General features: G+C 72.1%; 23 protein-coding genes. 15 read left to right on the top strand and 8 right to left on the bottom strand.

The genetic code is table 11. From position 1 onward, the window contains the following. Positions 1-29: 29 nt before the first annotated feature. Together IMZ11_RS07715 and IMZ11_RS07710 are read left to right on the top strand one after the other, a co-directional pair. Positions 30-1,994: a histidine kinase gene (locus tag IMZ11_RS07715; RefSeq protein WP_228639005.1), complete on the top strand. Its 1,965-nt coding sequence runs from the start codon at positions 30-32 to the stop codon at positions 1,992-1,994. Then, the gene (locus IMZ11_RS07710; protein WP_228639003.1) at positions 1,991-2,656 is read left to right on the top strand and encodes a response regulator transcription factor; all 666 of its coding nucleotides are present in this window, start codon (positions 1,991-1,993) and stop codon (positions 2,654-2,656) included. Before IMZ11_RS07715 ends, IMZ11_RS07710 begins: the two co-directional genes overlap by 4 nt. A 165-nt stretch (positions 2,657-2,821) precedes the next feature. Here IMZ11_RS07710 and IMZ11_RS07705 read toward each other — a convergent pair whose 3' ends face one another. Together IMZ11_RS07705 and IMZ11_RS07700 are read right to left on the bottom strand one after the other, a co-directional pair. After that, entirely contained in the window at positions 2,822-3,949 is a 1,128-nt protein-coding gene (locus IMZ11_RS07705) for a nitronate monooxygenase (RefSeq protein ID WP_228639001.1), read from the bottom strand. Positions 3,950-4,096: 147 nt separating this feature from the next. Further along, a complete protein-coding gene (locus IMZ11_RS07700) occupies positions 4,097-4,837 on the bottom strand; it encodes an acyltransferase (RefSeq protein WP_228638999.1) in 741 nt (246 codons plus the stop codon). A gap of 146 nt (positions 4,838-4,983) precedes the next feature. Here IMZ11_RS07700 and IMZ11_RS07695 point away from each other — a divergent pair, with 146 nt between their 5' ends. The 13 genes from IMZ11_RS07695 (at position 4,984) to IMZ11_RS07635 (ending at position 18,607) form a co-directional block, all read left to right on the top strand. Then, positions 4,984-6,654, top strand: coding sequence for a CTP synthase (locus tag IMZ11_RS07695; protein ID WP_228638997.1), 1,671 nt, complete (start codon positions 4,984-4,986; stop codon positions 6,652-6,654). Next, complete coding sequence (locus tag IMZ11_RS07690) at positions 6,651-7,262, top strand: NUDIX hydrolase (RefSeq protein WP_061252423.1); 612 nt, start codon at positions 6,651-6,653, stop codon at positions 7,260-7,262. Before IMZ11_RS07695 ends, IMZ11_RS07690 begins: the two co-directional genes overlap by 4 nt. A gap of 17 nt (positions 7,263-7,279) precedes the next feature. Next, positions 7,280-8,230 (top strand): site-specific tyrosine recombinase XerD, encoded by a 951-nt coding sequence (locus IMZ11_RS07685; RefSeq protein WP_228639147.1) that lies wholly within the window; start codon positions 7,280-7,282, stop codon positions 8,228-8,230. Between the two features lie 153 nt (positions 8,231-8,383). Continuing rightward, a complete protein-coding gene (locus tag IMZ11_RS07680) occupies positions 8,384-9,226 on the top strand; it encodes an AAA family ATPase (protein ID WP_308066767.1) in 843 nt (280 codons plus the stop codon). A gap of 69 nt (positions 9,227-9,295) precedes the next feature. Then, positions 9,296-10,120: a segregation/condensation protein A gene (locus IMZ11_RS07675; RefSeq protein ID WP_061252426.1), complete on the top strand. Its 825-nt coding sequence runs from the start codon at positions 9,296-9,298 to the stop codon at positions 10,118-10,120. Continuing rightward, complete coding sequence (gene scpB, locus IMZ11_RS07670) at positions 10,107-10,694, top strand: SMC-Scp complex subunit ScpB (protein WP_228638993.1); 588 nt, start codon at positions 10,107-10,109, stop codon at positions 10,692-10,694. Before IMZ11_RS07675 ends, scpB begins: the two co-directional genes overlap by 14 nt. Positions 10,695-11,566: 872 nt before the next feature. Beyond that, positions 11,567-12,541: a pseudouridine synthase gene (locus IMZ11_RS07665; RefSeq protein ID WP_228638991.1), complete on the top strand. Its 975-nt coding sequence runs from the start codon at positions 11,567-11,569 to the stop codon at positions 12,539-12,541. Between the two features lie 71 nt (positions 12,542-12,612). Further along, positions 12,613-12,972 (top strand): chorismate mutase, encoded by a 360-nt coding sequence (aroH, locus tag IMZ11_RS07660; RefSeq protein WP_061252428.1) that lies wholly within the window; start codon positions 12,613-12,615, stop codon positions 12,970-12,972. Between the two features lie 207 nt (positions 12,973-13,179). Then, positions 13,180-14,271, top strand: a complete 1,092-nt coding sequence (locus IMZ11_RS07655; RefSeq protein WP_228638989.1) for a prephenate dehydrogenase — start codon at positions 13,180-13,182, stop codon at positions 14,269-14,271. Between the two features lie 201 nt (positions 14,272-14,472). Then, positions 14,473-15,120, top strand: coding sequence for a (d)CMP kinase (gene cmk, locus IMZ11_RS07650; RefSeq protein ID WP_228639142.1), 648 nt, complete (start codon positions 14,473-14,475; stop codon positions 15,118-15,120). 85 nt (positions 15,121-15,205) lie between these two features. Continuing rightward, on the top strand, positions 15,206-16,627 hold the full coding sequence (der, locus tag IMZ11_RS07645; RefSeq protein ID WP_061252430.1) for a ribosome biogenesis GTPase Der: 1,422 nt from the start codon (positions 15,206-15,208) through the stop codon (positions 16,625-16,627). A gap of 94 nt (positions 16,628-16,721) precedes the next feature. Next, positions 16,722-17,969 (top strand): sensor histidine kinase, encoded by a 1,248-nt coding sequence (locus IMZ11_RS07640; RefSeq protein ID WP_228638987.1) that lies wholly within the window; start codon positions 16,722-16,724, stop codon positions 17,967-17,969. After that, positions 17,960-18,607, top strand: coding sequence for a response regulator transcription factor (locus IMZ11_RS07635; protein WP_228638985.1), 648 nt, complete (start codon positions 17,960-17,962; stop codon positions 18,605-18,607). Before IMZ11_RS07640 ends, IMZ11_RS07635 begins: the two co-directional genes overlap by 10 nt. 16 nt (positions 18,608-18,623) lie before the next feature. On the opposite strand, the gene IMZ11_RS07630 is transcribed toward IMZ11_RS07635, so the two are convergent. From IMZ11_RS07630 to IMZ11_RS07605, 6 genes are all read right to left on the bottom strand, one after another. Further along, positions 18,624-20,528, bottom strand: a complete 1,905-nt coding sequence (locus IMZ11_RS07630; protein WP_228638983.1) for a multicopper oxidase family protein — start codon at positions 20,526-20,528, stop codon at positions 18,624-18,626. Further along, positions 20,525-20,992, bottom strand: a complete 468-nt coding sequence (locus tag IMZ11_RS07625) for a DUF6220 domain-containing protein (protein ID WP_228638981.1) — start codon at positions 20,990-20,992, stop codon at positions 20,525-20,527. Before IMZ11_RS07625 ends, IMZ11_RS07630 begins: the two co-directional genes overlap by 4 nt. A 156-nt stretch (positions 20,993-21,148) precedes the next feature. After that, positions 21,149-22,732 carry an MFS transporter gene (locus tag IMZ11_RS07620; protein ID WP_228638979.1) on the bottom strand — a complete coding sequence of 528 codons (1,584 nt, stop codon included), beginning with the start codon at positions 22,730-22,732 and terminating at the stop codon, positions 21,149-21,151. A gap of 4 nt (positions 22,733-22,736) precedes the next feature. Then, entirely contained in the window at positions 22,737-23,408 is a 672-nt protein-coding gene (locus IMZ11_RS07615) for an LppX_LprAFG lipoprotein (protein ID WP_228638977.1), read from the bottom strand. A 91-nt stretch (positions 23,409-23,499) separates the two neighbouring features. Next, entirely contained in the window at positions 23,500-23,973 is a 474-nt protein-coding gene (locus IMZ11_RS07610; protein WP_228638975.1) for a MarR family winged helix-turn-helix transcriptional regulator, read from the bottom strand. A 43-nt stretch (positions 23,974-24,016) separates the two neighbouring features. Next, positions 24,017-24,682, bottom strand: coding sequence for a 4'-phosphopantetheinyl transferase superfamily protein (locus IMZ11_RS07605; protein ID WP_228638973.1), 666 nt, complete (start codon positions 24,680-24,682; stop codon positions 24,017-24,019). Between the last annotated feature and the right edge of the window lie 45 nt (positions 24,683-24,727).

Below are 24,727 nucleotides of genomic sequence, written 5' to 3'. Positions count from 1 at the left end.
CCGGGGTCGGGGGACCAGATGATGGGTCCATGCCAGGGAAGCGGACCGCGCCTGTCGCCGTCGTCGCGGTAACGGGAGTCGTGGTCGTCGCGACATGGGTGTCGTGGTTCGCCGGTGGTCTCACCGTGGGCGACGCGGCGGAGTCGTACCTGTTGACCAACAGTGCGATGTCGGTGACGTTCACCGCGTTCGGCTCGCTTGTGCTGGCACACCGGCCGCGACATCGGGTCGGGCTGCTCTTCGTCGCGTACGGCGCCTGCTACACCGTGAGCGTGGCGTGCCTGGGTGTGTTGTCGGGTGCGTTCACGCTGTCACCCGGCTGGGAACGCACGATCAACCTGATCGGCATCACCGCCTGGATCCCGGCGCCGGTGGTCTGCCTGCCTCTGATCCTGCAGCTGTTCCCCTACGGTCGCCCGCTGTCCCCCAGGTGGCGGCCGCTGGCCGTGGTGACCGTCGCGCTGACCCTGCTGGCGCCGACCGTGACACTGCAGCCCGGCGGGGACAGCGGTGAGTCGACGGCCGACCAGGGCCCGCTGCTGCCCGACGCGGTCGAACGTGTCATAGCGACCCTGATGCCCGTGTTCGTCGCCCTCACGGGGCTGGTGCTGCTGGGGAGCATCGTCGCGCTCGGGCTTCGCGCGTACCGGTCGCGGGGTGCGGAGCGGCTGCAGGTGATGTGGCTGCTGTGGGCGGTGGTCCTGTTCGTGGCGCTGAACCTGCAGCGGATCGTCACCACCGACGGGCCGATCCTGTTCCTGTTCACCCTGCCGCTGATCCCCGCGGCGGCCACGGTGGCGATCGTGCGCCACCAGCTCTACGACATCCGGCTGATCGTCAACCGGTCCCTGGTGTACGGCCTCCTCACGCTGGGCGTGGTCGGGGCGTATCTGGGCATCGTCGCGGGACTCGCCCCGCTGGCCCGCGACCGGCTGTCGGCGAGCCCGCTGGTCGCCACCGCGATGATCGCGGTGGCGTTCGCGCCGGCCCGTTCAGCCGTGCAGTCCCTCGTGGACCGGCTCATGTACGGCCGGCGGCATGACCCGGCCGAGGCCGCCGCCCGGGTCGGGGTCCGTCTCGGCACGGGCCTGGAGGGTGTGCTGCGGGCGGTGTGCGAGGCGCTGCGCCTGCCCTACGCCGCGATCAGCTCCGACGGCCGCCTCATCTCGGCGTACGGCCGGCCCACGACGGCCTGGCACACGGTGGCGATCGAGGTGGCGGAGGGGGAGCCGGCGGACCTGCTCGTCGGCCTGCGCGCGGGGGAGACGCGGCTCTCGGCCGCCGACCGGCGGGCTCTCGACCTGCTGGCCGCCCCCGTCGGCCTCGCCCTCCAGTCGGTGCGCCTGTCCGAGCGGCTGCGCGAGTCGCGCACGCAGATCGTGGCCGCCCGTGAGGAGGAGCGCCGGCGGCTGCGCCGCGACCTGCACGACGGCCTGGGCAGCGCGCTGACCGCGGTCACTCTCAAGGCCGACGCCGCGCACAACCTGCGGCAGAGCGATCCGGACCGGTGCGGGCGGTTGCTGCTCGACCTGCGCGCCGACCTGACCGACGCGATCGCGGACATCAGGCGGCTCGTCTACGATCTGCGCCCGCCCGACCTCGACGAGCTGGGGCTGGCCGGGGCGCTGCGCCAGCGCGCCCAGCAGTCCTGGCATCGTGACCAGGCCGGGTTCGTGGTCACCGTCGACATCCCCGACGACCTGCCGCCGCTGCCCGCGGCCGTGGAGGTCGCCGCGTACCGTATCGCCACCGAGGCGGTCACCAACGCCCTCCGGCACGGGCACGCGAGCACGTGCAGTGTCTCGCTGCGCGCCGACCACGCCCTGCACCTCGAAGTGCGTGACGACGGCACCGCCGCCGGCGGCGAGTGGTCCCACGGTGTGGGGCTGCGCTCCATGCACGAGCGCGCCGCCGAACTCGGCGGTACCCTCACCGCCGGTCCCACCAACCGGGGTGGACGCGTCCACGTCCTGCTACCACTGGAGCACGCATGAGCGCCGACGGCCCCATCCGCATCGTCGTGGTCGACGACCATCCGCTCATGCGCGAGGGGTTACGCGCCCTCGTCGCGTCACTGCCCGACGTCGAGGTCGTGGGCGAGGCCGGTGACGGTGAGGCCGCCCGCCGTGAGGCCCAGCTCACCCAGCCCGATGTCGTGATCATGGACCTTCACATGCCCGGGACCAACGGGGTGGAGGCGACGCGGGCGATCCTGCGGACCACGCCCGCGACGCGGGTGCTCGTGCTGACCATGTTCGAGGACGACGACTCGGTCTTCGGGGCGATGCGGGCCGGCGCCTCCGGCTACCTCGTCAAGGGCGCCCAGCAGGACGAGATCGTCCGGGCGATCCGCTCCGTCGCCGCGGGACACGCCGTCTTCGGCCCGAGCGTGGCGCGCCGGATCATCGACTTCTTCGCGGGGGCGGCGCGCGCCGCCCCGGCCGCCGAGCCCTTTCCCGAGCTCACCGCGCGCGAGCGCGAGGTCCTCGACCTGATCGCCGCGGGTCACACCAACCCCGCTATCGCCCGCCACCTCGTCATCAGCGTCAAGACCGTCAGCAACCACATCTCCGCGATCTTCGCCAAGCTTCAGGTCGCCGACCGGGCCGAGGCCATCATCCGGGCCCGGCAGGCCGGTCTCGGCAACAAACCATGAGCGCGCGACGCGACCGGCGATGTCGCACATGACGCGGCATCGTGCCGCAGTGCTGCGTCCCGGTGTCGTGTCCCGGTGTCGTGGCGCGTGTCGCTGTCGCTGTCGTGGTCCGTGGTGTCGTGTCGTGACCCATTGCCGTGCCGTGGTCCGTCGTGTCCGGGGGAGTCAGGCGTCGGTGATGCCGCGGAGCCTCTCGACCGCGTCGCCGTACCCCTTGATCATCTCGTAGACGACCTGGCGGGCCGGTTTGACCTGGTTCATCTGCCCGACGACCTGGCCGACGAAGTAGTTGGCCAACTCGCGCGCGCCCGGGTTGCCGGACTCGGCGGCCTGACCCACCTGGGCCATCGCGGCCTCGGCCAGCAGGAGTTGCAGCGGCATCCCCAGCGGCCCCGGGCTCTCCGGGGCACCGTCCCACTCCTCGGTCCAGGCGGACCTGAGCTGGCGGGCGGGCTTGCCGGTACGCGAGCGGGATCTGACGGTGTCCCGCGACGTCGCGGCGAGCATCTTGCGCTTGACGACCGGTGGCGTCTCTGCCTCGTCCGTGGTGAGCCACACCGAGCCGCACCACACCCCCTCGGCGCCGAGGGCGAGCGCGGCGGCCACCTGCCGCCCCTCGGCGATGCCGCCCGCCGCGAGCACGGGCACCGGGGCCACGGCGTCCACGACCTGGGGGACCAGGACCATCGTGGACACCTCACCGGTGTGCCCGCCCGCCTCGGTGCCCTGCGCGACGATGATGTCGGCTCCCGCGGCGACCTGGCGCGTGGCGTGCTCGACGGTGCCGACCAGGGCCGCGACCGGCACCCCGGCCGCCCGTGCCCGGTCCACCATCGCCGGGGGCGGCGGCCCGAGGGCGCTGGCGATCAGCCCGATGGGGTGCGTGAGCGCGACGTCGATCAGGCCGGTCGCGCCTTCCGGCGTGACCCTGCGCCCGGCCTCGTCCGCGCCGGGCTCCATGGGGCCGCCCGGGAGGCCGAGGCCGTACTTCCGGAACAGGTGGGCGAGGAAGTCGCGGTGCCTCTCGGGCACCAGGTCCAGCAGGCGCGCGCCGGGATCGGCGGCCCCGGCGTCGATCTTGCCGGGGACCAGCACGTCCACTCCGTACGGCCGGCCGTTCACCTGGGCGTCGATCCAGGACAGCTCCTGGTCCAGCCGCTCCGGCGAGTACGCGACGGCGCCGAGCACGCCGAACCCGCCCGCGTTGGTCACGGCGGCCACGACGTCGCGGCAGTGGCTGAACGCGAACAACGGGAAGTCGATGCCGAGCCGTTCGGTGAGGCTGGTGCGCATGCCGCGAACCTACGCCCCAGAACGACGTTCGGTCTAGGGTGCGAACCGCCGCGCCGTACACCGGAGGACGGCTCAGGAGCCGCCACGTTATACGGCTGGGACGGCTCAGGAACGGCCGCGCCGTACGCCGGAGGACGGCTCAGCCGCTCACTCGTGCGGGGCCAGATGCCGTATGGGCCGATCGTCCCGCCGCTCCGCCTCGTCCGGCCGTTCCGTGGCGCCCGGTACCGCCGCCGTGTCCGGTACTGCCGCCGTGCCGCCGGGGCGCGGCGCGGTCCAGCCCTCGTCCGGGTCGTACCTGCGCACGATCTTGGCGGGCACCCCGGCGATGACCGAATGGTCCGGGAACTCGCCGCGCACCACGGCGCCCCCGGCGACCACGGACTGGCGGCCGATCCGGGTGCCGGGCAGGATGATCGCCCCGGTGCCCAGCCACGAGCCCGAGCCGATCGAGACCGGGTTGTTGCGCGGCCACTGCCGCCCGATGGGCATCTCGGGGTCGTCGTAGACGTGGTTCTGGTCGGTGATGTACACGTACGGTCCGGTGAAGACGTCCTCGCCGATGTCGATCGACTGGTGCCCCACGATGTGGCTGCCCCTGCCGATGGAGCAGCCGCGGCCGATCCTGACGATGGAGTCCGGTCCGAGGTCGACGCCCGGTCCCATGCCCGCCGAGATCGACACGCGCTCGCCGACCAACGTGTGGTCGCCGATCTCGATCCACGCCTCGCCGAAGATCGCGCCGAGCGGGAAGGACAGGCACGCGCCGTCGCCGAGACGCCGGAACCGATAGCCCGCGGGGGAGAGGGGGCTGACGGCCCCGGCCTCCCTCGCGTATGCCCAGCCACGGTGGAGCAAGCGGCCGACGGCGCGCTTCACGATCGACATAACGGGACAAGTTACTCCTCGGTCGAAGTGCGGGCTATGGCGGGTTCGTGCACGTAGCGGACAAGGTTTGTTATTCTGAGAGCCCGTGGGCATGGAGGCCGCCCCATCTGGACGGCCGGGGATCACAACGACCACGGGAGCCACTCTTGCGCAGCGCCGCACATACCAAGCATCTGTTCGTCACCGGCGGCGTCGCCTCCAGTTTGGGCAAGGGGCTCACCGCCTCCAGCCTCGGACGCCTCCTCAAACTTCGTGGCCTGCGGGTCACCATGCAGAAGCTCGACCCCTACCTCAACGTGGATCCGGGCACGATGAACCCGTTCCAGCACGGTGAGGTGTTCGTCACAGACGACGGGGCGGAGACCGACCTCGACGTCGGCCACTACGAGCGGTTCCTCGACACCGAGCTGCACGGCTCGGCCAACGTCACGACCGGCCAGGTCTACTCCAACGTGATCGCCAAGGAGCGGCGCGGCGAGTACCTCGGCGACACCGTCCAGGTCATCCCGCACATCACGAACGAGATCAAGGACCGGATCCGCGGCATGGCGGGGCCGGACGTCGACGTGGTCATCACCGAGGTGGGCGGCACAGTCGGCGACATCGAGTCGCTCCCCTTCCTCGAGGCCGTCCGCCAGGTCCGCCACGAGGTGGGCCGCGACAACGTCTTCTTCCTCCACGTCTCGCTGCTGCCGTACATCGGCCCGAGCGGCGAGCTCAAGACCAAGCCGACCCAGCACTCGGTGGCGGCGCTGCGCAGCATAGGCATCCAGCCCGACGCGATCGTGCTGCGGTCCGACCGCCCGGTCACCAATGCGATCAAGCGAAAGATCAGCCTCATGTGCGACGTGGACGAGGACGCCGTCGTCTCCGCCGTGGACGCCCCGTCGATCTACGACATCCCGAAGGTCCTGCACGCCGAGGGCCTCGACGCGTACGTCGTGCGCAGGCTCGGCCTGCCGTTCCGCGACGTGGACTGGGTCCAGTGGGACCAGCTCCTGCGCCGGGTGCACCGCCCCGCCAAGGAGGTCACGATCGCCCTGGTCGGCAAGTACATCGACCTGCCCGACGCGTACCTGTCGGTCACCGAGGCGCTGCGCGCCGGCGGCTTCGCCAACGACGCCAGGGTCAACATCCGCTGGGTCAAGAGCGACGACTGCGAGTCCCCCGAGGGGGCCGCGCGGGAGCTCGACGGCGTCGACGGCGTGCTGATCCCGGGCGGGTTCGGCGTACGCGGCATCGAGGGCAAGGTCGGCGCGATCCGGCACGCCCGCGAGAACACCGTCCCGCTGCTCGGCATCTGCCTGGGCATGCAGTGCATGGTGATCGAGGCGGCGCGCAACCTGGCCGGCGTCGAGGACGCGGGGAGCACCGAGTTCGACCCGGAGACGTCCGCCGCCGTGATCTCCACGATGGCCGACCAGGAGGACGTCGTCTCCGGCGAGCGCGACATGGGCGGCACGATGCGGCTCGGTCTCTACCCGGCCAAGCTGTCCGAGGGCTCGCTCGCCCGCCAGCTGTACGGCAAGGCCAAGGTGGAGGAGCGCCACCGGCACCGCTACGAGGTCAACAACTCCTTCAGGGAGCGCCTGGAGAAGGTCGGCATGGTGTTCTCCGGCCTCTCGCCGGACGGCCGCCTCGTCGAGTACGCCGAGCTCGCCACCGACCAGCACCCCTTCTTCATCGGCACCCAGGCGCACCCCGAGTTCCGCTCGCGGCCGACCCGTCCGCACCCGCTGTTCAAGGGCCTGATCGGCGCCGCCCTCGCGTACGCCGACGCCCGTGGGACCGCGGTGAAGGCGGGCAGGACCAAGTGAGGGTCGAAGACGTCGCGGAGTCCTGGGAGGTCACGGACTCCAAGGAGCGGTTCGCCGCTCGCGTGATCTCCGTACGGACCGACACGGTGCGGATGCCCGGCGACGAGACGGCCGATCGCGACTATGTCGTCCACCCCGGTTCTGTGGCGGTCCTCGCCATCGACGAGGACGACAAGGTGCTGATGATCCGCCAGTACCGCCACCCGGTGCGGCGCCTGCTCTGGGAGGTGCCCGCCGGGATCAGGGACGTGCCGGGCGAGCCGCTGGTGGACTGCGCCGCACGCGAGCTGGCCGAGGAGGCCGGCTACCGGGCGCGCACGTGGCACACGCTGCTCGACATCTACACCTCGCCCGGGATGTGTGACGAGCGCATCCGGATCTTCCTGGCCCGGGACCTGTCTCCGATCCCGGAGGAGGAGAACGACTACGTCCACCGGCACGAGGAGATCGGCATGCCGGTGGAGTGGATTCCCCTGCAGGAGGCCGTGGAGAAGGCGATGGCGGGAATGATCCACAATTCCCCGGCCATCGCCGGTATCCTCGCCGCGTACGCCGCTTCCGCCGACGGCTTCAAGGGGCTCCGGCCCGCCGACGCGCCGGAAGCCTGAGTCCGTAGGGGGACGTCCTGAGCGAGACGGAGGCCGTGCTGTCCAGCTACCTCGCCCATCTGGCGGTGGAGCGGGGCCTGGCCGCCAACACGCTCGCCTCCTATCGGCGTGACCTGCGACGTTATGTGGACCATCTCCGGTCGCGTGGACTCGACACGTTCGCCGATGTGGCCGAGTCCGACGTCGTCGCCTTCCTGGCCGCGTTGCGGGAGGGCGACGACGAGCACCCGGCGTTGGTCGCCAGCTCGGCCGCGCGGGCCGTGTCGGCCGTGCGCGGCCTGCACAGGTTCGCGCTGCGCGAGGGGGTGGCCGGCCACGACCCGGCGCACGAGGTCCGCCCCCCGCGCCAGCTCCGCAGGCTCCCCAAGGCGATCACGGTCGCCGAGGTCGAGCGGCTCATCGCCGCCTCGGGCCCCGAGGACTCCCCGCTGGCCCTGCGCAACCGGGCGCTCCTGGAGGTCCTGTACGGCACGGGCGCCCGCATCTCGGAGGCGGTGGGCCTCGCGGTGGACGACGTGTCGTTCAGTGGGAGGTCCGGCGGCTCCTCGGGAGGCGAGGAGGACCAGGTCCGCCTGCGCGGCAAGGGGGGACGGTCCAGGATCGTCCCCATCGGGCAGTTCGCCCGCCAGGCGCTCGACGCGTACATGGTCAGGGCGCGGCCCCAGATCGCCGCGCACGGCCGCGGGACCCCGGGGCTGTTCCTCAACGCCAGGGGCGGCAGGCTGACCCGTCAGGGTGCCTGGGAGGTCCTGCAACAAGCCGCGGAAAGAGCCGGTCTTTCCGGAGTTTCACCACATATGTTGCGGCATTCGTTCGCAACACATCTCCTTGACGGCGGAGCTGACGTTAGGGTTGTCCAGGAGTTGCTCGGCCATGCCTCGGTGACCACCACCCAGGTGTACACGTTGGTCACGGTCGACAAGCTCCGTGAGGTTTACGCGGCCACGCATCCCCGTGCACTGCGTTGAAAAGGCGGCCGAATATCGCCCGGAAGGGCGCGGCGCCTTGCCGCATACGTGCCAAGCCTTTAAATTCGGTCGAGTTCGTGACCGTCAGGGAGGTTCAACAAGGTGACTGCGACCACCGATGCGACGTGGACCGCGGGGACCCCCGGCGGTGAGATCGGGCCCACCGGCCGACCCCGTCCGGTCTTCCCGGACCCCGCCCGGCCCGAGAACCACGGTCCCGCGCGCATCGTCGCGATGGTCAACCAGAAGGGCGGCGTCGGCAAGACGACGACCACGATCAACCTGGGGGCGGCGCTCGCCGAGGTGGGCCAGCGGGTCCTCCTCGTGGACTTCGATCCGCAGGGCGCGCTGTCGGTGGGGCTCGGCATCGATCCCCGGCCGCTGGAGCTGACGATCTACGACCTCCTCATGGAGGAGCCCGACGTCACCGCCGAGGACGTGCTGCTCAACACCACGGTCGAGGGCATGGACCTGCTGCCGAGCAACATCTTCCTGTCCGGCGCGGAGATCAGGCTCGTCAACGAGGTCGCCAGGGAGTACGCCCTGCAGCGCTCGCTCGAACCCCTGCTGCCGCACTACGACATCTGCCTCATCGACTGCCAGCCGTCCCTCGGCCTGCTCACCGTCAACGCGCTGACCTGCGCGCACAGCGTGATGATCCCGCTGGAGTGCGAGTTCTTCGCCCTCCGCGGCGTCGCCCTGCTGATGGAGTCGATCGGCAAGGTCCAGGAGCGTCTCAACAAGAACCTCGAGATCGACGGCCTGCTCGCGACGATGTACGACCCGCGCACGCTGCACGCCAGGGAAGTCCTCCAGACGATCATGCAGGGCTTCGGCGACAAGGTCTTCCACACGGTCATCAACCGGACCGTCCGCTTCCCCGACGCGACACTCGCGGGCGAGCCGATCACCCAGTTCGACCCCGGCTCCATGGGAGCCACCGCGTACCGCGAACTGGCCCGCGAGCTGCTCGCCAGGTGGCCCGCCCGCGTCTGACGGCCCGGCGCTGCCCACCGTCCCGTTGTCCTGCTGATCCGTTCACGGGGAGCGACGGTGTACGGGACAATGGGCGGCGTGACCGAGCAGCCCGCCACCGCGTTCCAGGTGCACCTGGACGTCTTCGAGGGCCCCTTCGATCTGCTGCTCGGGCTGATCGCCAAGCACAAACTGGACATCACCGAGGTGTCCCTGCACAAGGTCACCGACGAGTTCATCGCCTACATCCGCTCCCGGGGCCCGGAGTGGGATCTGGACCAGACGAGCCACTTCCTGCTCGTCGCGGCGACGCTCCTGGACCTCAAGGCGGCCCGGCTGCTGCCCACCGGCGAGGTCGAGGACGAGGAGGACCTCGCCCTGCTGGAGGCGCGTGACCTGCTGTTCGCCCGGCTCCTGCAGTACCGCGCGTACAAGGAGGTCGCCAAGATCTTCTCCGGCCGCATGGCCGAGGAGGCGCTGCGCTTCCCCCGCGTGGTCCCGATGGAGCAGCGGTTCGCCAACCTGCTGCCGGAGCTGATCATCGGCATCGGGCCGGACCGGCTCGCCAAGATCGCCGTCAAGGTCTTCACACCGAAGGCTCCGCCGTCCGTCTCCGTGCACCACATGTACCAACCGCTCGCCAGCGTCCGCGAACAGGCCGCTATCCTTGTCGAGCGGCTCAGGCTGGCCCGCACGGCCACCTTCCGGTCGCTGACCGCCGACTGCGCGGGCACGTTCGAGGTCGTCGCGCGTTTCCTGGCCGTCCTGGAGCTGTTCAGGGAGGCCGCTGTCTCCTTCGAGCAGCTGGAGCCTCTGGGCGATCTGTACGTGACCTGGACCGGCGCCGCCGACGGGGACGTGACCGTCGGCGACGACTACGACGAGGGCAAGAAGGCCGCCGATGAGTCCGAGTGAGTCCGAGCACGTCGACGACACGACGATCACGGTCCGGCCCGATCTCAGGTCCGCGATCGAGGCCATCCTCCTCGTGGTGGACGAGCCGGTCGCCGAGGTGACGCTCGCACAGGTCCTGGAACGCCCGACCGGAGAGGTGGCCGCGGTCCTGCGTGACCTCTCGGCGGAATACACCGCCGCCGGGAGGGGTTTTGACCTCCGGGAGGTCGGCGGAGGCTGGCGCTTCTACACCCGGGCGGACTACGCCCAGGTGGTCGAGCGCTTCGTCCGGGACGGCCAGCAGGCGCGGCTCACGCAGGCCGCACTGGAGACCCTCGCCGTGGTCGCCTACCGCCAACCGGTCAGCCGGGCCAGGGTGGCGGCGGTCCGCGGCGTCAACAGCGACGGCGTCATGCGGACGCTGGTGGCGCGCGGCCTCGTGGAAGAGGCCGGCACCGATCCGGAGAGCCAGGCCGTGCTCTACCGGACGACGAGTTACTTCCTGGAGAGGCTGGGCCTGCGAGACCTCGGCGAACTGCCGGAGCTCGCCCCCTTCCTCCCCGACGACGTGGAAACCCTAGAGGAGCAGAAGTAGTGGACAGCAGGCGTACCCCGTCCGGTGATGGACGCGGTCGGAGCCGGAGCACCGGCGGGCGCGACACGCGAGGCGGGTCACAGGGCGGATCCCAGGGCGGATCGCGCGGTGGATCCCAGGGCGGATTCCGGGCCGGTCGAGGTGGCGGGTTCCGTTCCCAGGAACCCCGTTCTGACAGATACGGCGACCGCGAGCGCCGGTACGACGACCGAGGAGGCTCCTCCCGGTCGAGTGACCGCGCGGCCGACAGAGGAGCCGACAGAGGAGCCGACCGTGGGGCCGGCAGAGGAGCGGACCGCAGGGGCGACCGCGGATTCGACCGTGGGCCCGACCGTGGGCCCGACCGTGGGTTCGATCGTGGGGCCGACCGTGGAGGCTCCCGCGAGTTCAGCCGCGACCGGGGCCCCGCCGGATCCGACCGGGGCGAGCGCGGATCCTTCCGGGCCGGGCGGAACGGTTCCGCCGGCGGATACGGCAGGCCGGCCGGCGACCGGAGCCGGGACGGCGACCGCTTCCGTGACTCTCGCGGTGGTGACTCCCGCGGTGGTGACGTCCGGGGCAGGGACTCGCGCGACCGTGACTCTCGTGACTTCCGGGACTCGCGTGACTCTCGTGGCTCGCGTGATCGCGACTTCCGCGACCGGGACTCCCGGGGCGGCGACGTCCGGGGCAGGGACTCCCGGGGCGGCGACTTCCGCGACCGTGGTCCCCGTGACTCGCGTGACTCCCGTGGTTCCGGTGACCGCGACTTCCGCGAGCGCGGTTCGGGCGACCGCGACGGCCGTACGTCCGGCGCCGGCTCCCGGGGCCGGTACGGCAGGCCCGAGGGCGGAGGCCGCAGGGACGGCGAGCGCCGTGAGCGCCGTGACGAGGTGCAGACCATCGGGCGCGTCGGCGGCGGCGACAGGGGCGGTTCCCGTGGCCGGTTCGGCAGGGACAGCTCCCGGCGCGAGCTGCGCGGCGGCCCGCGGAACGACTTCAGGAACGGCCCGGCGGGCGGTCGCGCGGGCGGTCGTGACGGAGCCCCCGGCGAGAACCCGTTCAAGAGCGCCAGGCAGCCCCGCCGGGACCCGGACTTCTACGAGCCCGGCTACACCGACGAGCGCGACACCACCGAGGTGCCGGGCGGCGTCCGGCTGCAGAAGGTCCTCGCGCAGGCGGGGGTGGCGAGCCGCCGCGCCTGCGAGGAGATGATCGGCGACGGCCGGGTCACGGTCGACGGCCAGGTGGTCCGCCGCTTCGGCGCGCGGGTCGATCCGGCCAAGCAGGTCATCCACGTGGACGGCAAGCGCATCCCGACCGCGGCCGACCTCGTCTACTACGCGTTCAACAAGCCGATCGGCGTGGTGAGCACGATGGAGGACCCCGAGGGCAGGCCCTGCCTGCAGGACTACGTCCAGGATCTCGCGCCGCGCCTGTTCCACGTCGGACGGCTGGACACCGAGACCGAGGGCCTGCTGCTGTTCACCAACGACGGCGAGCTCGCCCACCGGCTGACCCACCCCAGCTACGGCGTCCAGAAGAAGTACTGGGCGAAGGTCCCCGGACCGGTCCCGCGTGACCTCCACCGGGTGCTGCGCAAGGGTGTCGAGCTGGAGGACGGCCTGGCCAAGGTGGACGAGTTCCACGTGGTTCAGGAGCACGCCCAGCAGGCGCTGGTCGAGATCGTCCTGCACGAGGGGCGCAAGCACATCGTGCGGCGGCTGCTCGAGGAGACCGGCCACCGGGTGATCGACCTGGCCCGCATCGAGTTCGGCCCGGTGAAGCTGGGCCGGCTGAAGCCGGGCACGGTGCGCACGCTCACCCTGCAGGAGGTCGGCGAGCTGTACGCGGCGGTCGGCCTGTAGCCTGTCCGGACGACAGACGGCGGCAGCGGCGCCCCGTGGAATCAGGCGTGGTGGAACGAGAAGGGGACGACATGGTGCGGGCGGTCCGGGGAGCCATCCAGGTCGACGGCAACGATCGCGCGTCGATCCTCGCCGGGACGACGGAGCTGGTGACCGAGGTGATGGCGCGCAACAAGCTCACCACCGACGACGTCATCAGCGTGATCTTCACGGCCACACCCGACCTGACGGCGGAGTTCCCCGCCCTCGCGGCCAGGAAGCTGGGTTTCCACGACGTGCCGCTGCTGTGCGCGAGTGAGATCGACGTGCCGGGTGCCCTGCCGAGAGTGGTCCGGTTGATGGCCCACGTGGCCACCGACCGGCCCCGGCAGGAGATCCAGCACGTCTATCTCCGGGGCGCGGTCGCCCTCAGGGTGGACATCGCCCAGTAGACCGCCCGGCGAGCCGGTACGGCCTGTCCGGGGCCCCCGAGGGGCGCGAAAGCCCCTCGGGTGAAGTGAGCACCATAAGTTGGGCCAAGTATCACAGCCGGGTGAGACGGCGCGTAACGCCTCGGGTACGACGAGCCTGGCAAGAAGGACCTGGTAGGAGCGTCCGGAGAGCGGACGCCTCACGACACGGCACGGTAGGGCAGCACCATGACTCCCATCCAGGACGGCACGATCGGCAGCGTCGTCGTTGTCGGCACCGGTTTGATCGGCACCTCCGTCGCGCTGGCCCTCCGCCAGCGCGGCGTGCGGGTCTACCTCGCCGACCGCGACGCGGGCGCCGTACGGCTGGCGCGGGAGCTCGGCGCGGGGGAGGAGTGGACGCCCGGCGCGACCGCGGACCTCGCCGTCATCGCCGTGCCGCCGCAGTTCGTCGCCCGCCAGCTGCTCGACCTCCAGAAGAACGGCGCCGCCCGGTGCTACACCGACGTGGCGAGCGTCAAGGCGCTTCCCGTGGCCCAGGCGGAGGAGCTCGGGTGTGACCTGGCCTCCTTCGTGCCGGGACACCCCCTGGCGGGGCGGGAGCGGTCGGGTCCGGCGGCCGCGCGGGCCGACCTTTTCCTTGGCCGCCCCTGGGCCCTGTGCCCCATCGCGGAGACGTCGGCGGAAGCCGTACAGACCGTGCGTGAGCTGGTCGCCCTCTGCGGCGGGAACGCCGTCACAGTGGAGGCCGCGGAGCACGACCGCGCGGTGGCCGTCATCTCCCACGCGCCGCACGTGACCGCGGCGGCCGTGGCCGCGCGGCTGGCCGAGGCGTCGGAGACGGCGCTCGGGTTGTCCGGCCAGGGCGTACGCGACGTCACGCGCATCGCCGCGGGCGACCCGTCGCTGTGGACCGGCATCCTGTCCGGCAACGCCGTACCCGTCGCCGAGGTGCTCGAGTTCGTGGCGGCCGACCTGGCCACGGCCGCGCGGTCGTTGCGCGCCTTCGCGGGCGAGGGCACGGCCGTCGCCGAGGTGACCGACCTGCTCGCCCGCGGCGTCGTGGGCACCGGCCGGATCCCCGGCAAGCACGGCGGCCCGGCCCGCACCTATACGGTCGTCCAGGTCGTGATCGGCGACCGGCCGGGCGAGCTGGCCCGGCTGGTGCAGGCCGCGGGGGAGACCGGGGTCAACATCGAGGACATCCGCCTGGAGCACGCGCCGGGGCTGCCCCTCGGCGCCGCCGAGCTGTACGTCCAGCCGGAGGCGGCGGACGGGCTCGCCGAGGCGCTGCGCGAGCGCGGCTGGCAGGTGCCCTGAGGGCGGACGCCCGGAGCCTCCTCGCCGGGTGAGGGGCCCGATGCCGTCAGCGGTGGCAGGGCCGTGCCCTGATCGCCGGCGGCGCTGTCCGATGCGCGGGGGATCGGCGAGTGCCGGTACTCTCGGGGGCGGACAACGTCGGAGTGCATCTTGACGCGCTCTTGAGGCAGAGGAGCGATCGTGTCGGGTCTGGTCGTCGCGATGGACGGGCCTTCGGGGTCGGGCAAGTCGAGCGCGTCACGCGGGGTCGCGCGGGCTCTGGGGGTGCGTTACCTCGACACCGGAGCGATGTACCGCGCGGTCACCTGGTGGATGCTCCAGCGGGGCGTCGACCTGGCCGATCCGGGGGCGATCGCGAGCCGGTCGGGTGAGCCCGAGCTGGTCATGAGCACCGACCCCGACGCCCCGGGCGTCACCGTGGACGGCGTGGACGCCAATGGGCCGATCCGCACCGAGGAGGTGACGCGGGCCGTCTCGGCGGTGAGCGCAGTCCCCGAGGTGCGCGCCCGCCTGGTGAACCTCCAGCGGGAGATCATCGCCGGCTCGCTGGCCTCCGGCGGCATCGTGGTGGAGGGGCGGGACATCGGCACCGTGGTCGCCCCGGACGCACAGGTCAAGGTCTTCCTGACCGCGAGCGCCGACGCCCGCGCGCGGCGGCGTACGGCCGAGCTGTCCGGTACGACCGTCGCGGCACAGAAGGCCGAGATGGCGCGGCGGGACACGCTCGACTCGACCCGCCAGGCGGACCCGCTGGCGATGGCGGCGGACGCGGTCGAGCTGGACACGACGCCGCTGGACCTCGACGAGGTGATCGCCGAGGTGCTGCGGCTGGTCAAGGAACGAGCCTGAGTTCGGGAAGGGCCGGGGCACCCGGTCTCGAAGGGCCGACGGGCAAGAAGCGAACCTGATCCTCTCCGGATCGGGAGAGGAAGCGATGAGCAGGGACGTGACGGGGGAGTACGGGGACGAGGCCGGCTGGATCGAGGCCGAGCTCGCCGATCTCGCCGGGGACGAGGCCGAGGAGACGCCCGACACCGGGCCGCTGCCGGTCGTGGCCGTTGTGGGCCGCCCCAACGTGGGCAAGTCCACGCTGGTCAACCGCATCATCGGCCGCCGCGAGGCGGTCGTCGAGGACGTGCCGGGCGTGACGCGGGACCGGGTCACCTACGAGGCGACCTGGCGGGGCCGCAGGTTCACCCTGGTGGACACCGGTGGCTGGGACCCGGACGCCACGGGCATGGCGCTGCGGATCGCCGAGCAGGCGCAGATCGCGGCCGAGCTGGCCGACGTGATCCTGTTCGTCGTGGACGCGAGCGTCGGAGTGACCGACTCGGACGAGGCCGTCGGCGCGGTGCTGCGCCGTTCCGGCAAGCCCGTGGTGCTGGCCGCCAACAAGGTCGACAACCAGCTCATGGAGCTGGAGGCGACTGGGCTGTGGTCGCTCGGGCTGGGCGAGCCGTACCCCGTGTCGGCGCTGCACGGCCGCGCCAGCGGCGACCTGCTCGACATCGTGCTGGACGCGCTGCCCGAGACGCCGCCGCAGACGTTCGGCGTGCGCAGCGGCCCGCGCCGTGTGGCGCTGCTGGGCAAGCCCAACGTCGGCAAGTCCTCCCTGCTGAACAAGGTGGCGGGCGAGGAGCGGGTCCTGGTCGACCCGATGGCGGGCACCACCCGCGACCCGGTCGACGAGCTGGTCGAGCTGGGCGGCCGGACGTACCGCTTCGTCGACACCGCGGGCATCCGTCGCCGCGACCGTGAGCTGAAGGGCGCCGACTTCTACGCGGCGATGCGCACGCGGGCCGCGCTCGAGCGGTCGGAGGTCGCGATCGTGCTGATCGACGCCTCCGACGTGCTGACGGAGCAGGACCTGCGCATCATCAGCCTGGTGATCGAGTCCGGCCGGTGCATGGTGGTCGCGTTCAACAAGTGGGACCTGGTCGACGAGGACCGGCGCTACTACCTGGAGAAGGAGATCGACCGGCAGCTCGTCCGCACGCCGTGGGCGCTGCGGGTCAACATCTCCGCCAAGACGGGCAGGCACGTCGAGAAGCTCACCCCGGCGATCGAGCGCGCGCTCGACTCCTGGGGGACGCGGGTGCCGACCGCCCGGCTCAACCAGTTCCTCACCGAGCTGGTCCAGGCGACGCCGCCCCCGGTGCGCGGCGGCAAGCAGCCGAAGATCCTGTTCGCGACCCAGGCGTCCACCGAGCCGCCGAAGTTCGTGCTGTTCACCTCGGGTTTCCTGGAGGAGACCTACCGCCGGTTCATCGAGCGCCGGATCCGCGAGGAGTTCGGTTTCGCCGGGTCCCCGATCGAGGTCACGATGAAGATCAGGGAGAAGCGCAAGGGCAAGTGACCCGCCGGCGGTTCCGATGGTAGGGCTGACCCCACCATCGGAACGCTGGTGGGCAGGCTCGATCGCGCGAGCGGGAAAACCTAGTTTGATTGGCATGCGACGACTACTGCGCCGCCTGACGGCTGACACGACCTATCTGCTGCTGGGTCTTCCCCTCGCGCTCATCGCCTTCTGCCTGTTGTCCGTCGGCCTGTCGGCCGGCGTCGGACTGGTGGTCGTCTGGATCGGCGTCCCGTTGCTCGCCCTGACCCTGCTCGGGGCGCGGGGCCTCGGTGACATCGAGCGGGTGCGGGTCCGCGGCGTTCTCGACAAGCCCCTGTCCCGGCCCCGCTACCCGGAGGCGCCGGCGGGGGCCGGATGGGTGCGCCGCGTGGTGACCCCGCTCCTCAGTGGCCAGTCCTGGCTCGACGTGCTGCACGGATTCGTGGTCTTCCCCGTCGCGACGTTGACGTTCTGCGTGGCCGTGACGTGGTGGGCGGCGACGGCGTTCGGGCTGCTGTACCCGCTCTACGGATGGATCACCTCCAACATCCCGGGTAACCAGCAGCTGCCCGAGCTGATCGGCCTCGGCAGCGGATACGTCGTCGACACCACTTTCTACTTCTTCCTCGGCCTGGTCTTCGCGGTCACGCTCGTGCCGGTCATCCGGGGGTGTGCCGTCATGCAGGCCTCGCTGGGCAGGGCCCTGCTGACCGGGGTGGCGGAGCTGCACGAGCGCATCGAGGGGCTCACCGAGGGGCGCAACGCCGCCGTCCACGCGGAGGCCGACGCGCTGCGTCGGCTGGAGCGCGACATCCACGACGGGCCGCAGCAGCGTCTCGTGCACCTCGCGATGGAGCTGTCCAGGGCGCAGCGGGAGCTGCAGCGGGACGCGTCCGCGGCGCACGACACGATCGGGCAGGCGATCACCGCGACCCGGGAGACCCTCGACGAGCTGCGCGCGCTGTCGCGGGGCATCGCCCCGCCGATCCTCGCCGACCGGGGGCTCGCCCCCGCGCTGGCCGCCCTCGCGGGCCGCTGCACCGTGCCGGTGGAGCTCGACGTCCAGGTCGCCGAGCGGTTCCCCGCGCTGGTGGAGAACACCGTCTACTTCCTGACCGCCGAGGCGCTCACGAACGTGGCCAAGCACAGCCGGGCCACGTCGTGCTCGGTGACCCTGACCAGGATCGGGGACTCCCTTCTGCTCACCATCGGCGACGACGGGGTCGGCGGCGCGCACGTCGCGAAGGGACACGGCCTGGCCGGCCTCGCCGACCGGGTTCGCGTGGTCGAGGGTGAGCTGACCGTAAATTCGCCGGCCGGTGGGCCGACGCTGATCGTCGCGGAGGTGCCGTGCGGGTAGTCGTGGCCGATGACGCCGTCCTGATCCGGGAGGGCCTGGTCCGTCTTCTTGAGGAGTTCGGCTGCGAGGTGGTGGCGGCGGTCGGCACGGGCGATGAGCTCGTGCGGGCCGTCGTCGCCCTCCGCCCGGACGTCTCCGTGGTGGACGTGCGCATGCCGCCGACCTTCACCGACGAGGGGTTGCGGGCCGCCGTCGAGACCCGGGAGAAGGTCCCGGGCGCGCCCGTGCTGATCCTGTCCCAGTACGTCGAGGTCTCCTACGCCGACGACCTGCTGGCCGACGCCCGAGGCGCGGTCGGCTACCTGCTCAAGGACCGGGTGGTCGACGTCGAGGAGTTCATGGACGGGCTGCGCCGGGTCGCGGGGGGCGGTACGGTCTTCGATCCCCAGGTGGTCGCCCAGTTGATGGTGCGCCGCCGCAGGGACGACCCGCTGACCTCGCTCACCCCGCGCGAGCGCGAGGTGCTCGGCCTGATGGCGGAGGGCAGGTCCAACCCCGCCATCAGCCGCCACCTGGTCGTCACGGAGGGCGCGGTCGAGAAGCACATCACCGGCATCTTCCAGAAGCTCGGCCTGCACGCGCAGGACGCCGACCAGCACCGCCGTGTCCTGGCGGTGCTGGCCTACCTGCGCTCCTGACCGCGCGCGGCCGGCGTCACGCGGGATGGTTCTCCGCGGGTCCGCCCACGTCGAACGGCGTGGTGATGTTCTCGTAGGCGAGATGGAACTCCATCCCCTGGACGGCGTGGGCCAGATCGTGGCAGTGGGACATCCACAGGCCGGGGTTGTCGGCCACCAGCACGACCTCCCAGACCTCGCCGGGCTCCACGTCGAAGGTGTCCATCCGCAGGCCGTTCGCGGGCACCCCGTTCCTGGACAGCACCTGGACGTGGTGGCCGTGCGGATGCATGGGATGGGTGTCCCCGCTCCGGTTGACCACGGTGATCCTGATCGTCTCGCCTTCGCGTACGACGGGAGTCGGGATGTGCGGCCAGGCCTTGCCGTTCACGGTGTATCCCAGCTTCGGCACCCCGTCGACCATCGCGAGGGTCCGGTCCAGCACCCAGGTGATGCGCCGGTCGGCCCGTCCGGGCACCGGAGCGCGTGAGCCGTACGTGGTGATGTCGAGCGGCGGGCCGGAGGCGGGCGGGGGCTGGGCCGTGGCCGGGGTGCCTCCGCCGTCGACCAGCAGGCTGGGACGGCCGTCCGCGGACAGCAGGACCGGGCCGTCCGGCATGGTGAACGCCAGGTCGTAGCGCCCGCCCGCGGCCAGGCGGATCCGCCGCCCGGTCAGTTCCGTCGCTCCCGGCACGTCGCCGCCGTCCACTGCCGCGACCGTGAACGGGACGCCGGCCAGCCCGACGGTCCGCGGCAGGGTGTCGGTGTTGACCACGCGGAGCCGTACGGGCGTGCCCGGCCGGTGAGAGGAGGTCGCGAGCAGGTCGGTGGGGGCGGCGCCGTCGAGGGACGTCGTGACCCGGCCGCCGAAGGTGTGCAGCGCGACCGTGTGATCCCCGGCCGGGGGAGTGGCGGACGCCCCGGCCGGATCGACGACGAGCAGCCCGAACAGGCCGCGCGCCACGGCGACGCTGGAGTTCTGGTGGCTGTGGTACCAGTACGTGCCGGCGTCGTCCGCGCGGAACCGGTAGGTGTGGGATCCGCCCGGCCGGACCGCGTCCTGGGTCACTCCGGGGACGCCGTCCTCACCGGAGGGCACGTCGTAGCCGTGCCAGTGGATCGTGACCCCCTGGTCCGCCAGCTCGTTGCGCAGGGTCACCTCGACCAGGTCGCCCTGCCGTACGCGCAGGACCGGGCCGGGGACCTGGCCGTTGAACGACCACGCGTCCAGTGACTGCCCGGAGGGCAGCCGGACGGTCGCGGCCTTCGCCGTCAGGGTGAACCGGCGCGCGTCCTCGCCCTTGGGGCCGATCAGCCGGTCGACGGGCGTCCCGGCGGCCGAGGTTCCGTGCCCGTCGTGCAGGTGGCCGCCGGACCAGCCCGCGGTGACCGCCCAGACGAAGGCGATCAGAAGCACTGTCACGCCCGCGACCTGCCAGAGGTTCACCGCGCGCCCGCGCCACAGGATCCGCCAGGTGATCGCGGAGGCTCCGGTGAAGAGCGTCAGGACGGCGACGGTGTCGGACACGGTCACCGGATAGGACACGATGACGCCGCAGGCGATGCCCGCCACCGCACCGTACGCCGCCACGAGCGGCGGGAACGCGGCGAGCGCGGAGGGGGCGCCGCGCAGCAGCCTGGGCAGGCTCACCACGCCGGTGGCCAGCCCGGGAAGCACGACGAGGGGCAGGGCCAGGGTGACCTTCTCGGCGACGAACCACCAGCCGACCTGGGCGAGGAGGATCGTCACGAGGACCCTGAGGCCGGTCATGACGATCGCCGCGGCGCACAGCGCCGCGGCGGCCAGGGAGGTACGGCGGACCGCACCGGCGTCGCCGGGCTGCCGGGCGGCGGCGAGGGCGAACCCTCCCGCGGCGCCCCACAGCCCGGCGACCAGGACGAACAGGATCTGATCGAGGGCGATCAGCGGGGCGGTGCTCACCCGCCGGTGGTCACCCGCGCGGTGGCGGGAGTCGCGGCGGCGACGCCCTTCGCCAGCGCGTGGGCCCTGCGGAGCAGGACGAAGGCCGCCCACAGGATGGCCACGCCGTCGAGGGCGTGGAAGCCGAGGACGACGAGGCCGGCCGTGGTGGTCTCGTTCTCCGCGGCGCCGGCCATCTCGGCGAGCGAGAAGATGACGAAGAGCTGGACCGCCACCAGCAGGAACGGCGTGATCGACAGCCAGATCAGCCGGCCTCCCACCCGGGCGATGGCCGCGACGATGGTGGTCAGCAGCGACAGGATCGGGATGACCAGCTCGCCGTTCAGGACGTGATACTCGATCATCGCGCCCTCGGCCCCGGGAGCCGGGACAGGGCGCTCGAACGCGCCGAACGTGGAGAGGTAGAACTGGGCGAGCACGGAGATCAGCAGGACCACCGTGAACCCGTAGAAGACCTTGCGCATGGGGGCTCCCTCAGACGTGTGGAATGGCCCCGGAGGTTGGTGACGGGGCGGTTCGCGCACAGCCTGCACTCTCGGGTGTCCCGGCCGCATGGGACGCGGGTCCCCTTTGTTCGGGAAGTCGCCCCGTCGGACAACGGTCAGGTCGTCACCGGGCGGTCACGGCAGGGCGGTGGCGCCCCGGCGGGGCAGGAGGAAGGCGGTCAGCGCGCCCACGGCGCAGAGCACGGCGGTGATCAGGAAGATCTCGGAGTACTCCGTGTGGAGGGCGGCGTGCACCTTGGCGGTGTACTCCGCGAGCCGCCGGGCGTACTCGGCCGCCTCCACCCCGATCGGGAGCGGTGTGTCCAGGTCGGCGGTGAGCGACTGGAACCGGTGGAACCCCCACGCCGAGAGCGCGGCCACGCCGAGCAGCATGCCCATCATCCTGGCCACGACGATCGCCGCCGACGCCACGCCGTGCTGTACGGCGGGCACCACCCGCAGCACCGCCGAGGACACCGGCGCGATGACGAGGCCGAGCCCCAGCCCGGCGACGACGAGGTCGACGTCCATCCGCGCTCCCGCGGAGGCGAGGTCGAGGGGCCACTGGGAGATCCGGGCGTAACCGACGGCGGCGACGGCGAGCCCGGCCACCGCGACCGCCCGCTCGCCGAACCTCCTGGCGAGCAGGCCGCCGAGGAGCGCGGCGACGGCCAGCGCGACGAGGAACCGGGTGAGCACGAGCGCGCCGCCGACGGTGTCCAGGCCCAGCAGCGTCTGCGCGGTGAACTGCACGTCCACCAGGGTGACCAGCAGCGCGGCCCCGGCGAGGAAGCTGACCGCGAGCGTCGCGAGGAGGGGGCGCCGTGTCGCGGACGGCAGGTCGAGCAGCCGGACCGGGGAGCGAACCTCCCAGACGACGAACGCCGCCGCCGCGACCAGCCCGGCCACGACGCAGGGCACGCCCCACGGGGGGAGCACCGACGTGTCCGGCGACGGGTTGTACAGGCCCGCCACGAGCAGTCCCAGCGCCACCGCGAGGAGCACGCCGCCCACGACGTCGATCCTGGCCCCGCCGTACGGCCCGCGCCTGGCGGGGACGCCCCGATGCACGGCCGCCGCCGCGAGCGCCGCCAGGGGGATGTTGACCCAGAAGATGAGCCGCCACCCGCCGGTCGGCAGGCCCAGCCAGGCCGTCCCGGCGGGGATCACCGAGGCGAGGGCCACGCCGTAGAGCGGGCCGAGGACGCTGCCGAGCTCCTGGGCCGCGCCCACCGCGCCGAGCGCCACGGGGCGGGCACGTTCGTCCCACAGGTCGCCGATGAGCGCCATCGTGATCGGGAGCAGCGCGCCCCCCGCGACGCCCTGGATCGCACGGCCCGCGACCAGCATGGGCACGCCGTCCGCCAGCGCCGTGAGAAGCGACCCCCCGGCGAATCCGGCCAGGCAGGCGTGGATCAGGGGGCGCCGGCCGTACCGGTCGGACAGGCCGCCGAGGAGCGGCATCGCGGCGACGTAGCCGAGCAGGAAGCCGGTCACGATGGGCGTCGCCCGCTCCAGGTGGTTCAGCGGGACGCCGGCGTCCCTGGCGACGTCGATGAGCACGGTGACCACGACGTACGCGTCGAGCGCGGCGAGCAGGACGGCGGTGCCGCCGACGCCGAGCGCCACCCGGCGGGCCGCGGGCGCACCGGCGGGCGCACCAGAGGGCGGGGTCGCGGGCTCGGGAGCGGGCTCGGAGGCGCGGGAGGGTGAGGACATGCCGTCAGGACACCGGCGGCGTGATCGTCACGGGGGCGTCGTAATCAGCGAGGTTCACGAGGACCTTGCCCCCGGTGAGCGGGAGCTCCATCTTGACCAGCCTGCTGGTGGCCTTGTCGATCCAGACGGTGCCGTTGACGCCCTGGTTCACCCCGGGGATCAGCTTGGCCAGGATCTGCTGGGACAGCGTGACCGGGACCCGATAGGCGTCGGCGCCCGCGACCTTCTCCACGGCCTCGGCGCGGGGATCGGTGGCGCTGCTCAGCAGGGCGGGCACCCCGGTCAGCACGGCCGAGGGGTCGTAGATCGCGGCGAGCTCCTCCCGGGTCATCCGCTGGAAGCCGCCGGTCGGGCCCTTGAAGTGGACCGCGTCACCGGCCAGGACGAACTCCAGCTCCTGAAGGGACCCCATGATGTCGATCTGGAGGCTGCCCTTCGCGTCGCCCTCCTTGGTCAGGCTGCCCTCGGCGTGTTTGACCGACACGGCCGGCTTGCCCTCGGTGTCGATCGTGAACGCGACCGTCTTGACCGCCGCCATCGCCGTGGCGGCCTTCTTCATCAGGTCGGGACCGTCGGGCAGGCCGGCCTCGCTCGTCCCGCTGCACGCCGGCACCAGAAGGACGGCCAGGACGAGCCAGACGGCGCTTGCCAGGCGTCTGGTCAGGAGTCTTGTCACACGCGGATCGTAGCGATCGGCACCCGCCGTGAGCAGGGTCGTGACGTATCGGTTTGGAACCACAGCCCGGGGCGGGCGTCCCACGGCGTGGTCAGGCGCTCTTTCCGGCGCGCACGCGCTGGAGATGGTCCACGATCGGGCGGTAGATCGCTTCGAGGGCGGCGACCTGGTCGGCGGTGAGCCGGTCGATGAAGTGGCGGCGCACGCCCTCGACGTGGTCTCCCGCGACGCGCTGGATGGTCTCCCAGCCCCGGCCGGTGAGTACGGCGAACGTGCCGCGGCGGTCGTCCTCGCAGTGCTCCCTGGTCACCAGCCCGGCGTCCTCCATGCGCGCGATCTGGTGGGAGAGCCTGCTGCGCGACTGCACGGTCGCGTCGGCGAGGTCGCTCATCCGCATCCGGCGCCGCGGGCTCTCGGAGAGGTGCACCAGGATCTCGTAGTCGTTCAGCGACAGGCCGGCCTCGTGCAGCTCGCGGTCGAGCTGGTGGGACAGCAGCCGGTGTGCGGCCAGGTGCGTGCGCCAGGCCCGCTGCTCCTGAGGGCTGAGCCAGCGAGGGTCGTCCATGACGACCAGCATAAGATCGCGTCCGTACGGCCGGAGTATCCGCTCAGGCCCTGGCGGCGTAGGTCCTGCCACCCAGGAGCCGCAGCCGGGCCGGGCTGTCGGTGATGGCGCTCGCGATGACCGTGCCCGCGGTCCATTCGAGCAGGTGCCTGCCCTGCCACTCCAGGGTGGCGTGGCCCGGATCGGGCGGCAGGCTGGACAGGTCGGCCTCGCGCAGCCGGTCGAGGGTGAGCTCGCCCCGCTTCACGAGGGCCTCCTTGCGGACCCACTGCCGGATGAGCTTGCGGTTGTCCCGCCCCACCAGGGCCGCCTCGGCGGGGGTGAGCGCGAGGGCGGCGAGACCCTGGTCGGCCGGGCCGCCCGTCGCGTGTTCCGCGTCCACGCCCACGCGGCCGTGTCCCACGGCCGCGCAGACGTATCCCGGGGTGTGGGCCAGGCTCACGGACAGGTCGGGCTCCTCGGCCAGCGACGGCCGCCCGTGCGGCTTGCCGCACTGGTCGCAGCGCTGCACCAGCGTGAGCACGCAGGCCCGGGTGCCGAGGAACTCGGCGGCGCAGTGCCGTACGAGGAGGTGGGCGGCGACGAAGTCGAGCCGGTCCTGCTCGCGGGTGAAACGCTCGGCCCGGGACCGCTCGACCTCGGTCAGCGTGCCCCCGACCATGTCGAGCACCTCGTCGGTGTGGCCGGCGAAGATCAGGGGGGCTCGCACGGTGACACCTTATTCGAGCATTGTGACCATCGCGTAAATTGCGGG

The organism is Microtetraspora sp. AC03309 (assembly GCF_020826795.1).
GTDB lineage: Bacteria > Actinomycetota > Actinomycetes > Streptosporangiales > Streptosporangiaceae > Microtetraspora > Microtetraspora glauca.
This window is presented reverse-complemented; position numbering and strand designations above follow the sequence as displayed.